At 71.1% G+C, this 12,542-nt stretch carries 8 protein-coding genes; 6 read left to right on the top strand and 2 right to left on the bottom strand.

Translation table 11 applies throughout. From position 1 onward, the window contains the following. Nucleotides 1-22: 22 nt before the first annotated feature. Nucleotides 23-1,117, bottom strand: coding sequence for a S1C family serine protease (locus tag QSK17_RS00245; protein WP_285702277.1), 1,095 nt, complete (start codon nt 1,115-1,117; stop codon nt 23-25). Nucleotides 1,118-1,480: 363 nt separating this feature from the next. On the opposite strand from QSK17_RS00245, the gene QSK17_RS00240 reads away from it, so the two are divergent. The 5 genes from QSK17_RS00240 to QSK17_RS00220 all read left to right on the top strand — a co-directional run bounded on the left by QSK17_RS00240 (nt 1,481) and on the right by QSK17_RS00220 (nt 7,518). Then, the gene (locus QSK17_RS00240) at nt 1,481-1,762 is read left to right on the top strand and encodes a hypothetical protein (RefSeq protein WP_285702276.1); all 282 of its coding nucleotides are present in this window, start codon (nt 1,481-1,483) and stop codon (nt 1,760-1,762) included. 71 nt (nt 1,763-1,833) lie between these two features. Beyond that, a complete protein-coding gene (locus QSK17_RS00235; protein WP_285702275.1) occupies nt 1,834-4,065 on the top strand; it encodes an acyl-CoA dehydrogenase family protein in 2,232 nt (743 codons plus the stop codon). Nucleotides 4,066-4,164: 99 nt separating this feature from the next. After that, nucleotides 4,165-5,730: an MmpA family trehalose lipid delivery protein gene (locus tag QSK17_RS00230; protein ID WP_285702274.1), complete on the top strand. Its 1,566-nt coding sequence runs from the start codon at nt 4,165-4,167 to the stop codon at nt 5,728-5,730. 136 nt (nt 5,731-5,866) lie between these two features. Next, nucleotides 5,867-5,998 (top strand): hypothetical protein, encoded by a 132-nt coding sequence (locus tag QSK17_RS00225; RefSeq protein ID WP_281195720.1) that lies wholly within the window; start codon nt 5,867-5,869, stop codon nt 5,996-5,998. Nucleotides 5,999-6,237: 239 nt separating this feature from the next. After that, on the top strand, nt 6,238-7,518 hold the full coding sequence (locus tag QSK17_RS00220) for a glycosyltransferase family 4 protein (protein ID WP_285702273.1): 1,281 nt from the start codon (nt 6,238-6,240) through the stop codon (nt 7,516-7,518). Here the strand turns inward: QSK17_RS00220 and QSK17_RS00215 are convergent. Beyond that, complete coding sequence (locus tag QSK17_RS00215; protein ID WP_285702272.1) at nt 7,515-8,255, bottom strand: class I SAM-dependent methyltransferase; 741 nt, start codon at nt 8,253-8,255, stop codon at nt 7,515-7,517. The genes QSK17_RS00220 and QSK17_RS00215 overlap by 4 nt on opposite strands. Before the next feature lie 137 nt (nt 8,256-8,392). Here QSK17_RS00215 and QSK17_RS00210 point away from each other — a divergent pair, with 137 nt between their 5' ends. Beyond that, nucleotides 8,393-12,529: an alpha-(1->3)-arabinofuranosyltransferase gene (locus QSK17_RS00210; RefSeq protein ID WP_285702271.1), complete on the top strand. Its 4,137-nt coding sequence runs from the start codon at nt 8,393-8,395 to the stop codon at nt 12,527-12,529. Nucleotides 12,530-12,542: the final 13 nt, after the last annotated feature.

Raw genomic sequence — 12,542 nt, 5'->3', positions numbered from 1 at the left:
TTCTCACACAACAATGTCAGGATCAGCCGGAGAGCTCGCCGAGCGTGACGGAGACGGTGCGGTCGCGTCCACTCGGGTGGAGCAGCCTGACCTTGACGGTGTCGCCGGGCTGGTGCCGGGCGAGCACCTCGGACAGCGCCGTCGTGTTCGGAGTCTTGGTGCCGTCGATGTCGACGATCACGTCGCCCGACCGGATGTTCGCCTCGTCGGCGGCGCCTCCTTCGGCGGTCCTGCCGACCAGGACGCCCACGGGCGAGCCGAGCCCGTCGACGGCGGTCCCCGCCTGGATGTCGAGCGAGGCCCGGTGGCTGTTGACGACCTTGCCGTTCTTGATGATCTGGTTCGCGATGTCGGTGGCGGTGTCGCTCGGGATCGCGAAACCGATGCCGGGGGCCGCGCCCAGTTCGGGGTCGACGGCCCCCAGGCTCGGGATGCCGATGACGCGGCCGCGCAGGTCCACGAGCGCGCCCCCGCTGTTGCCCGGGTTGATCGCGGCGGACGTCTGGATGGCGTTGGGGATCGTCGAGGTCGGAGTCCCCTCGCCGCTCGACCCGGTGACGGTACGGCCCAGCGCGGAGACGATGCCCTGGGTGACGCTGCCGGAGTAGCCGAGCGGGTTCCCCATCGCCAGCACGATCTGGCCCACGCGGAGATCCGCGGAGCGGCCGAAGGACGCGGGCGTCAGGCCCTGGGCGTTGTCCACCTTGATGACCGCGAGGTCGCCGGCCGGGAAGGTGTTCAGGAGCCGGGCGGTCCGCTTCTGGCCGGTCGCGAGGGTGACGGAGAACTTCCTCGCCCCTTGCACGACGTGCGCGTTCGTCAGGATGTGGCCGTCGTTGTCGTAGACGATGCCGGAGCCGAGGCCCTGCCTCGTGGTGATCTGCACGATCGACGGCAGGACCCTCGTGATGGTCTGCTCGTACGACTTCTCCAGCCAGGCTGCCGCGCCGCTCGGGGACGGCGGGGTCGCCGTCGCGGGGGCGGACGGAGCCGGGGTGGGTGTCTGGGTCGCGATCGAGCCGCCGTTGGCCAGGCCGGTGGCCGAGCCTCCGCAGGCCGCACAGGCGAGCAGCGCCAGTGACGCCGCTGTGCGCGCGAGGGTGCGTGAACGTCCCATGCGCGAGCGACTACCCCAGTAGGCGGAGGTATGCCAACTGAGCGTGACAATCACGGTTTGTCGCGTAATCTGCGGGCATGGCGGAGGCTGGCAGCGACCCGCGAGACGGACTGGGGCGGCCTGCCGAGCCGCCCATCGATCGCCATTTTGCGGCGTTCACGACCCCGATGCCCCGATTGCGACCGGAAGGCCTGGTTCAGGCCGAGCCGCCTGGGCCGCCGGAATCCCCTGAGCTGCATGAATCCCGTGGGCCGCAGGAATTTCTTGGGCAGCCAAAATCCCTTGGGCCACAGGAGGCACCTGGGTCGTCGGGGTCGCCGGAACCCCGCGAGCCGCTCGCGGCGTGGGGGGTCCACGACCGCGGTGGAGTGTCGCTCCGCCTGCTCTACACCTCGCTCGCCGGAGTGGGCTGGCGGCTCGCTCACCTGGACGGCGTCGCAGCCGCTTCGGCGGGGCGCGGGGTGGCTGCTCGGCTACCGGGTCACGTACCCGCTGGACGGGCGGCAGCACGCGTCGGAGGCGATCGTGGCCGTCGTGGGCACCGCCAGGAAGAAGCCCGCGCTGCTGTTCGCCAGGATTCCGGACACCCGAGCGGAGTTGTATCGCGACCTGAACATGCTCTTCTGGACCCTTCGCCCGATCTAGCCGGAGAACAACATTCCAGAATATGATTCTGGCAAATTCCGGTGCGACAGATTCCAGGCGTGGAGGGTCAGATGGCGATCGGTCTGAGCGAGGAACACGAGGCGCTGCGCGAGTCGGTCACCCGGTGGGCCGAGCGCAACATCCCCGCCGACGTGGTGCGGAGCGCCGTTGCGGCCATCGGCGGCGGCACCGAGGAACGTCCTCCCTTCTGGCCCGGCCTGGCCGAGCAGGGGCTGCTCGGACTGCACATCCCCGAGGAGTACGGCGGCGCCGGATACGGCCTGCTCGAAGCCGCGGTGGCGATCGAGGCGCTGTCCGAGCGGGTGGCCCCCGGGCCTTATGTGCCGACCGTTCTCGCCGGCGCCGCCGTGCTGGGGGCCGACGGCAAGGCCCACGCGGAGCTGCTTCCCGGCCTCGCCGACGGGACCCTGACCGGAGCGGTCGCCCTGACCGGCGCGATCTCGGGCGTACGCGAGGACGGCGTGCTGACCATCAGCGGTGTCGCCGAACCCGTGCTCGGCGGCGCGCTCGCCGACGTGCTGGTGCTGCCGGTCTCCACCGATCGCGGTGAGGAGTGGGTGGCCGTGGACGCCGCCCAGGCGACGGTGACGCCCATCCCGTCGCTCGACCTCACGCGTGGCGTGGCCAAGGTCGAGGTGACGGCGGTCGCCGTACCGGCGGAACGGGTGCTCGACGGGCTGGAGGGGCCGGACGTCCTGAACCTGGCCGCGATCGTCCTCGGCGCGGACGCGTCGGGCGTCGCGTCCTGGTGTGTCTCGGCCGCGGCCGACTACGCCAAGGTCCGGATCCAGTTCGGCCGCCCGATCGGCCAGTTCCAGGGCATCAAGCACAAGATCTCCCGGATGCTCGTCGCCTTGGAGCAGGCCCGGGCCACGGTGTGGGACGCGACCCGCGCCACCGGCGAGGAGCTGGCCTACGCCGCCGCCATCGCGGGCGTGATGGCGCCGGACGCCGCCGTGCAGTGCGCTAAGGACGCGATCCAGACGTTCGGCGGCATCGGCTACACCTTCGAGCACGACGCGCACCTGTACTACCGGCGCGCGCTGACGATCCGGGCGCTGCTCGGATCCTCCGCGGACTGGGCCGAGACGGTCGCCTCGCTGGCGCTCGGCGGTGTCGCCCGCGAGCTGGAGATCGACCTGCCGGAGGACGCCGAGCCGCTGCGTGCCGCCATCCGCGCGGAGATCGCGCGGATCGCCGAGCTGTCCACCGACCCGGACGGCCCGGGCGGCCGGGGCAGCGAGCAGAAGCGGGCGCTGGCCACCGCCGGGTTCGTCCTGCCCCACCTGGCCAAGCCGTGGGGGCGCGACGCCAAGCCGCTGGAGCAGGTCCTGATCCACCAGGAGCTGCGCGCCGCGAACGTCAAGCTGCCCCAGATGATCATCGGTGCCTGGGTCGTGCCGTCCATCGTCACGTACGGCACGGCCGAGCAGCAGGAGCGCTTCCTGCCGCCCACGCTGAGCGGCGAGATGATCTGGTGCCAGCTCTTCTCCGAGCCGGGCGCGGGCTCCGACCTGGCCTCGCTGCAGATGAAGGCCGAGAAGGTCGAGGGCGGCTGGAAGCTCAACGGCCAGAAGATCTGGACCTCCGTCGCGCACGTCGCCGAATGGGGCATCTGCATCGCCCGTTCGGACAGCTCGCGGCCCAAGCACGACGGCATCACGTACTTCATCGTGGACATGAAGTCGCCCGGCGTGACCGTGCGGCCGCTGACCGAGATGACGGGGGAGAACCTCTTCAACGAGGTGTTCCTCGACGATGTCTTCGTGCCGGACGACCTGGTCGTGGGCGCGGTCAACGAGGGTTGGAAGGTCGCGCGCAACACGCTGTCCAACGAGCGGGTGTCGCTGTCGTCCGGTTCCGGCGGGACCGGCGCGTCCGTTCCCGACCTGCTCGGGCTGTGCGGCAGGCTCGGCCGGGAGCTCACCCCTGTCGAACGGCAGGAGCTCGCCCGCGTCGTCTGCGAGAGCCACTCGATCAACGCGCTGTCGCTGCGGGTCACGCTCAAGCAGCTCGCCGGCGGCGAGCCCGGCGCGGACGCGTCGGTGCGTAAGCTGCTGTCCACCTCGCACGCGCAGAACGTCGCGCAGGCGGCGGTCGGCCTCCTCGGCGCGGCGGCGGTCACCGCGGCCGACTGGAAGCTCGGCGATCCGGGTTACTGGAACCGGGCCATCCTCGCCACCCGCGCCATGACGATCTACGGAGGGACGACCGAGGTGCAGCTCAACATCATCGCCGAGCGCATGCTGGGCCTGCCCCGCGACCCGGAACCCGGCAAGTAGCCCCGGTTGTCCCTGCCCCGGCCCCCTCGCCGATCCCTTCGCTGGTCCCTTCGCTGGTCGCTTCGCCCGTCCTTCGCCGCCCGGCCCTCGCGCCGGGCGGTGGGCGACCGCCGCCTGCTCGCGCGCTACGGCCCGGCCGGGCTCGGGCTGCTGCTCGGCGTGCTGGCGCTCGGCCCCGCCCTGGGGCCGGGGTTCGTCCTGCGGTACGACATGGTGTTCGTGCCGGACCCGCCGCCGGTGTTCGGCCCAGTCTTCGGCGCGGTCTTCGGATCGGCGGGGTCCGGTGGCTTTCCGCGCGCGGTCCCGAGCGACCAGGTCGTCGCGCTGCTGTCGCTCGCGCTTCCGGCGCAGGTGGTGCAGAAGCTCACCCTGGTCGGCATCTTCGTGCTGGCCGCGTCCGGGGCGGCCGCCCTGGTGCCGTCGGACCGTACGGCGGGGCGGCTCGCGGCGGCCGCGTTCTACGCGTGGAACGCCTATCTCGCGCAGCGGCTGCTGCTCGGCCAGTGGGCCCTGCTGCTGGGCTTCGCCGGGCTGCCTTGGGCGGTTCGGGCGGCCGCGCGCGGCGCCTCCACCTGGCGGGACGCCGTACGGCTGGCGGTGGCGCTCGTCCCGGCGGCGATCGGCGGTTTCCAGGCGACGCTGGTCAGCGCGATCACCGTGCTGCCGGTGGCCGCGCTCACCAGGCGGGCTCGTGCCGTGCCGGTGAGCGCCCTGGTCATCGCGGTGCTCAGCCTGCCGTGGCTGGTCCCGGCCCTGGGGTCCCACGCGGTGACGGATCCCGCCGGGGTGGACGCGTTCGCCGCGCGGGCGGACGGGCCGTTCGGGACGCTGGGCAGCCTGCTCACCCTCGGCGGCATCTGGAACGCCGAGGCGGAGGTCCCGGGACAGGGGTCCTGGGGTGTCGCCGCCGTGCGCCTCGCCCTCACCGTCGTCGCGCTGGCCGGATTCGTCGGGCTCGCCAGAGCCGGGTGGGGACGGACCGCGCTGGGGCTGGCGGTCGCGGCCGCCGTCGGGCTGGGCGTGGCCTGCCTGGGGGCCTTCGCGCCCGGAGTGCTCAAGGGGCTGATCGGGTGGTGGCCGGGGTTCGGCCCGTTCCGTGACGGCCAGCTGTTCATCGCGCCTCTCGTGCTGTGCCAGGCGCTGGGGTTCGGCTTCGCCGTCCACCGGCTGGGGCGGCTGGGACTCGCCGCCGCGGCCGTTCCCGTGCTGGCGCTGCCGACGTTCGCCCTGGGCGCCTTCGGTCGGCTGGCGGCGGTGGACTACCCGGGCGAGTGGCGGCGCGTCCAGGCTCTCGTCAACGCGGATCCGGCTCCCGGCGCGCTGGTGTCGCTGCCGTGGGGCGCGCATCGCGCGTTCGCGTGGAACGGCGGCCGGGTGATCCTCGACCCGGCCACCAAGATGTTCGCCCGCCCGGTCGTGTGGGACGACACGCTCGTGGTCGAGCGGCGGGCGGGCGGAGTGATCCGGGTCGCGCCGGAGGCGCCGCGGGCCCGGCGGATCGGCGACCTAGTCCGGGGCGGGCACGGCCCTCTCACCGGGGAGCTCGCCCGGCAGGGGGTGAGATTCGTTCTCGTCGAGCGGCCTAACGAGAACGAGTTCCTGTCTCGGCTACCCGGCGCACGTCCTATTTTCCGTGGCGGAGAGCTGCTCTTGTTGCGGCTGTGAGGTGCAGTTACGACCCGACTTTGTGAGTACCGGAGGGTAACTTGCATTGTCACGGTTTGACTAACGCTATGGCTTATGACGTGTATCACGTTCTACTCTCGGCACACTGCGTACGGCTCTTGGAGGGAGAGGCACGATGTTGAAGGTGCTGGCCGCTCTGGCGGTCGGGGCAGTGCTCGCCGGCGTCGCCTCAGTGGCGGTCGTCAATGTGGCTTCGCCCACTCCGGAGCCCCCGAACAAGCCGCTCTACAACTACGGCACCCGCTGACCGGCGGGGTCGGTCCCGCCGACCCCCCGGACAGGGAAGAGCACCGGTAATCCGGTTCGAAGGCGATGAGTTCAGTTTCGCCATGCCTTTTTCGCGAACGTACCGGCCCAATGATTTCTGGACGCCCTGTCCGGTGATTTTCGCGCCCAGATCTTCTGACGTTTTCTAGATATTTCCCGATCTCCGGCGATTCGCCGGAATATGAAGCTTTGTCGTACGCGGGAATGCGAGGAGTCATCGTGGCCCAACCGGACACGCACGTGCACGGTACGCCGTCCGCTCACGAGCGGCGGATCCAACTCCACGAAAACGGGACCGGTGACTCGGACCTCTCCCTGCGTGGTGTGCGCATCGCCGTGCTCAACTTCCGCGAACCCCTCCAGGCCGTCGCCGGAGGCGCCGAGGAGTACGCCTGGCAAGTCAGCCGGTTCCTGGTGAGGGAGGGGGCGGAGGTGTACTTCGCCACCAGCCGCGAGCCGGGGCAGCCGGCGGCGGAGCGGCGGGACGGGATCGAGCTGCGGCGCATGGGCAACCGCTACCTCGTCTACCTGCTGGTGCCGCTGTGGCTGCTGTTCCGGCGGCGCTCGTTCGACGTGGTCATCGACACGATGAACGGCATCCCGTTCTTCGCGCCCCTGGTGGTCGGGCGGCGTACCGCAGTGCTGTCACTGATTCATCACGTCCATGCCCGCCAGTTCTACGCGTTCTTCCCGAGGTGGTTGGCCGCGATCGGCTGCTTCATCGAGGGGCCCGTTGCCCGGCGCGTGTACCGGAGATGCCCGACCGTGACGGTGTCGGAGTCGTCGAAGCTGGAGATCAGGGAGCGCCTCGACTGGGCCGCGCCCATCAATGTGATCCCCAACGGAACGACCCGCGTCCGCCGTGAGCCGGTGCCCGCGGCGGAGCACGCGAACGTCTCCCTGGTCTTCGTCGGCCGTCTCGTCGGTCACAAGCGGGTCTCCCGCGTGGTCGAGCTCGCCGAGCTGCTCGCCGACCGCTGGCCCGGGATCCAGGTGCACGTGGTGGGGCGGGGGCCGGAGTTCGAACCGCTGGCCGAGATGGTGCGGGAGCGGGCACTGGGCGATCGGGTCGTCCTGCACGGGTTCCTCGACGACCGGCGGAAGGCCGCAGTGCTCGGCTCGGCGATCCTGCACGTGACCGCGTCGGAGTTCGAGGGATGGGGGCTCACGGTCATCGAGGCGGCGATCCTCGGCGTTCCCACGGTCGCCTACGACGTGCCCGGCCTGCGTGATTCCATACGGGACTCCGTGACCGGCTGGCTGGTCAGGGACGGTGAGCTGCTGGCGGACGTGGTGGACCGGGCGCTGAAGCAGCTCTCCGATCCCACGGCCAGGGCCGAGATCGGGGCGGGCTGCCGGGCCTGGGCCGGATCCTTCACCTGGGACCAGACTGGAGCGGCCATGACCGCGCTCCTGCTCGGCCAGCTCGCCGAGCACGAGCCGCGAGCGGGCGCGCGGCGCCTGGTGCCCGAGCCGCGCGTCTCTCCGGAGACCGTCTAGTGCTTCCTGAGTACGAGAACCAGGTTCCAGGTCAGGAACTCCCGGAGCACCGGTATCCGGACCACGGGCTTGGCCCACGCGGGCAGGTAGCGGGGGAACACGTCGACGACCTCGGCCCCCGTCTGCCGGCGGGCCCAGCCGATCACGGTCGAGACGGACACCGGGTACATGCTCTCCCCGAACACGTTCTTGGGGCCCCTGCCGTACCGGCGCTCGTAGCGCCGGGCCGCGCGATGGCCGCCGAGATAGTGCCAGGGCGATGTCTCGTGTCCACCCCACGGCGAGAGCCAGTTGGTGAACGAGAGGTAGATCGTCCCGCCGGGGCGGGTGACCCTGACCATCTCCTCGGCCATGGTGATCGGATCGGGAACGTGTTCCAGCACGTTGGACGAGAAGCAGACGTCGACGGAGTCCGAGCGCAGCGGCATCCGCAACGCGCTGCCCAGCACGGCCCCCTCGGGCATGACGCCCTCCCTGGCGGTCATCTCGCCCGCGTCGCAGTCGACGCACACGATGCGCGCACCGGCGGCGCGCAGCGTTTCGGCGAAGTACCCCGCCCCGCCGCCGACATCGACCACCAAGCGTCCCGCCAGGTCGACGTAGGTGCCGAGCTGGGCGACCGTGTCGCGGGCGAGCAGGCCGTAGAAGTAATCGGGGTCGGCCTGTTCTTTTCTGAAAGCCGTGAAAAGCCGAACAGAGCGAGCCAGATCAGCATGGAAGGGAATGGCGCTGTCCACGCCGCGCAGCTTACGCGCACGGCGTCAGCGAATGATGCTCCCGTTTTGTCACAATTCGACCAACCGGCTGTCCCCCATTGTGGAACCGCTTCTAGCCTTGGGCCACTTGGGGGTAACGAGGAGTGGGGGCTGTAGTGGTGGCCGAGCGACCGCCCGTGCTGAGCGCTCCTGAGAAGGAAGGCCCGGACCTCCGCCGCAGACTGCGTCTCCTGGCCGGTTGTCTCGCGCTGTTCGTCGTCGCCCTCTCCACGGCTCCCGAGAAGATCATCTCGGAGACCAAGCTCGACATGCCGATCAATCCGTGGGGATTCCTGGCGCGGGCGATCTCACTCTGGGACGGCGCCCACTTCGGATACATCCAGAACCAGGCCTACGGGTACCTGTTCCCGATGGGCCCGTTCTACATCGCGGGCATCGAGATCGGGATCCCGCCGTGGGTGGTCCAGCGGCTGTGGATCGGGCTCGTCCTGAGCGCGGCCTTCCTCGGGGCGGTGCGGCTCGCGGACGCCTTCCGCGTCGGCACCGCGAACACCAGGATCCTCGGCGGCCTCGCGTACGCTCTCGCTCCGCACGCCCAGGCACTCGTCGGGGTCAACTCCTCTGAGTTCCTGCCCAGCGCCGTACTGCCCTGGATGCTGCTGCCGCTCGTACGGGGAACCCGTGAGGGGCAGAGCCCGCGCAGGGCGGCGGCCATGTCCGCGCTCGCCTTCGTCTTCTGCGGAGGCGTCAACGCCACGGCCGAGCTCGCCGTGCTCGTCGTCCCCTTCGTCTACCTGCTGACCCGGGAGCGCGGGCCGCGCCGCAGGCGGTTGCTGCTCTGGTGGTCGAGCTGCACGGCCGCGGCCTCCCTCTGGTGGATCGGGCCGCTCGTCGTCATGGGCCGCTACACGTTCTCCTTCATGCCGTTCACGGAGAACGCGGCGACGACGACCGGTGTGACCTCCCTGACCAACACGCTCAGGGGTGCCGCGAACTGGATCGGCTACCTCCCCATCGACGGCATGCCGTGGTGGCCCGCGGCGTTCGAGCACTCCGTACGTCCCTGGCTGGTCGTCGTTTCGGCCGCAGTGGCGGGCCTGGGCCTGGCCGGGCTCGTACGGCGCGGCATGCCCGAGCGCACGTTCCTGCTCTCCGTCGCCCTCCTCGGTACGGCGATCATGGTCACCGGTCACACGAGCGTGGTCGCGAACCCGTTCGCCGGGGATATCCGTGAGCTGTTCGACGGGGTGCTCGCCGCGTTCCGCAACATCCACAAGTTCGACGCGCTCGTCCGCCTGCCCGTCGCGCTCGGGCTGGCGTACCTGCCGGTGTCGGGCATGCCGCGGCTGCGCGTGCCCATCGCCGCGACGTCGACGGCCCTGCTGGCGCTCACCTTCGTTCCGATCGCCTCCGTCGGGCTGGCCGCCCGCGGCTCGTACACCGAGATCCCCGGCTACTGGCGTGAGGCGGCCACGTGGCTGAACCGGAACGCCGGGACGTCGATGGTCCTCGCGGCTCCGGGCTCCCGGTGGGGCGAGTACCTCTGGGGCCGTCCCATGGACGAACCCATGCAACCCCTGCTCGACGTCCGCTGGACGACCCGGATGATCGTGCCGTGGGGCTCGTCCGGCATGACCCGCCTGCTCGACGCGGTGGACCAGCGGTTCGCCACCGGGCAGGGGTCGCCCGGCCTCACCGAGGTGCTCAGGCGCATCGGCGTCGGCTACGTATTGGTACGCAACGACCTCGACAAGTTCTCGATCCGGGGGGCCTGGCCGCCGCGGGTGCACGAGGCGATCGCCGGGTCGCCGGGGCTCACGCGGGTCATGACCTTCGGCCCCGTGGTCGGCGACCCCAAGGCGGGCAACGCGTCCACCTGGTTCAACCAGCCCTACCACGCGCTCGAGGTCTATCGGGTGGACAGCCCGGCGCCGGTGGCCGGAACCGTGAGCGATCGCGAGCCGCTGCGGGTGACGGGTGGCCCGGAGGCCCTCCTGACGCTCGCGGACCTCGGGCTGCTGGACAGCGCTCGGCCCGTCCTCCTGGGAGACGACGGTGAGGCCGCCCGGATCCCCGGCGCCGACACGATCGTCACCGACACTCTGCGCCGGAGGGAGGTGGCGTTCAGCGAGCTGAGGTTCGCGAGCTCTCCCACGCTCACCGCGACGGAGCCGTTCAAGCGCCCGTCGGCCGAGCACGACCTGCGTGACCCCGACTGGGACGCGTACACCTCCACCGCGAGGCTCTCCGGTATCAAGGCGATCACCGCGTCCTCCGCCGCGTCGGACATCACGGCGCTGCCCGACAGCCGTGACACCGGGTACCTCCCTTACGCCGCGGTGGACGGCGACGCGCGGACGTCGTGGCGCTCGGCCGGCTGGCAGGGCGCGGTGAACGAGTGGCTGCGGGTGGATTTCGCCGCGAAGCGGGCCGTCCCGCAGGTGGCGGTGGCGTTCACCCAGTTCATCGGCCCCCCTGTCACCGAGGTGGAGATCAGCACCTCCGGCGGTGCCGTCCGTCAGGGCGTGAAGAACACCGGAGCCGCGCAGCTCCTGCACGTGCCTCCGGGGCAGACCGACCACATCAAGATCACTGTGACCAAGGTGGCATGGCGCCCCAAGTCCCAGCTCGGTAACCGGGTGGGGATCACCGAGCTCTCCGTTCCCGGGGTGACGGCCGCGAGGACCATCGTCGTGCCGGGCATCCCGAAGGGCCGGGGGGACGGGCTCATCCCGACGTACGTGCTGACCGGCAGCGGCGGCTCCGCGCCGGGGTGCATGCAGGGGTCGTTCGTCTGGGCGTGCTCCGGAACCCTCCAGATGCGGGGCGAGGACGGCTTCGGGTTCGACCGGACCGTCACCTCCCCCGGTACGGCGGAGCGGGTGGCCACCGGCCGGGCGATCCTCACGGATCCGGCGACGGCCCAGCGGTCCACGACGTTCCCCGGCATATATCCGCACGTCAAGGCGTCCTCCACCCTCGTCGACCATCCGATCGCCCTCGGGCGCTCGGCGTTCGACGGCGACCCCAAGACCGTCTGGTACGCGAGCGCCTTCGACGCCAAGCCCACGCTCACCATCGACTTCGGCAAGCGGCGGCGCATCGACCAGATCACGATCGTCCGCCCCGAGACGCTCGATCGGGCCGCGCCCATGCAACTCCTCCTCTGGGCGGACAAGGCGCTGCGCGGGGGGTACGCGGGCGCCGACGGGGTCTTCCGGTTCAAGCCGGTCGTGACGCGCAAGCTCGTCGTGCAGTTCCTGCCGCGGCGCAGCCAGTCGGTGCAGGTCGCGGAGCTCAGGATCCCGGGCGTGACTCCCGCGGGCCTGCCCGGCGACTGGCCGGTCCGGACGATGTGCGGCACCGGCCCCACGCTGGCGATCAACGGCTTCCCCGTACCAACAAAGATCATCGGAGGGACGGTCGCGGACATCGTCAACGGCCGCCCGCTCACGTTCCGTACCTGCCAGAAGTGGGTGCTGGCCGCAGGGGAGAACCGCTTCCGCGTGTCGCAGACAGATCCGTACCGCGTCGTCTCCATGGCGATCCAGGAGCCGCGCCCGCAGAGCCGGTCCAGCGAGAGCCTCCAGCCGGTCGCCGTCGACGGGTGGCGGCCCGGTGACCGCACCGTCCGCCCCCAGACCGACGCGCCCGGCTTCCTCGTCGTCAATGAGAACTACAACGACGGCTGGCGCGCCCACCTGGGCAGGATGGAGCTGAAACCGGTACGGCTGGACGGGTGGCGCCAGGCGTGGACCCTCCCGGCCGGGTCGGCGGGCGAGCGGGTCGTCCTGACCTTCCAGCCGGAGGCCTGGTACCGCGGCGCCCTGCTCGGCGGCTTCGCGCTGATCGTCGTCCTCATCGGACTCGTCCGATGGCGGGGGAGGAGCGATGGGCCCGCAGCGCGTGCGGGGGACGCCGCACCGGCGGCCTTCCCCGCCCGCCTCGCCGCCCTCACCGCGGCGGCGCTGGGCGCCTGGGTGGGAGGGCTGTTCGGCCTTCTCATCGTGCTCGGGACCTACGCCCTCGTGACCGGGATGCGACGGGCGGTGCGCGGGAACCCCGGCGCCCCGGAGACCTTCCAACAGGTGGCGCTCGTCGCGTACTCCCCGGTCATGGTGGCGGTCTTCCTCACATTCGCCGGCGTCTCGGTCGCCCTGGGCAACTATTTCGCGGAGATCGAGCAGCAGGCCCTGGCACGCCCCCTGCAGGACGTCGTCGCCCAACTGCTCTGCCTGCCCGTGCTCGGCAGGCTCGTGGTCGGCCTACGCGACGAAGCACGCCCGACGGTGTGACGGACAGGAGACG

Origin of the sequence: Microtetraspora sp. NBRC 16547 (assembly GCF_030268965.1) — a bacterium.
Classification (GTDB): Bacteria; Actinomycetota; Actinomycetes; order Streptosporangiales; family Streptosporangiaceae; genus Microtetraspora.
This window is presented reverse-complemented; position numbering and strand designations above follow the sequence as displayed.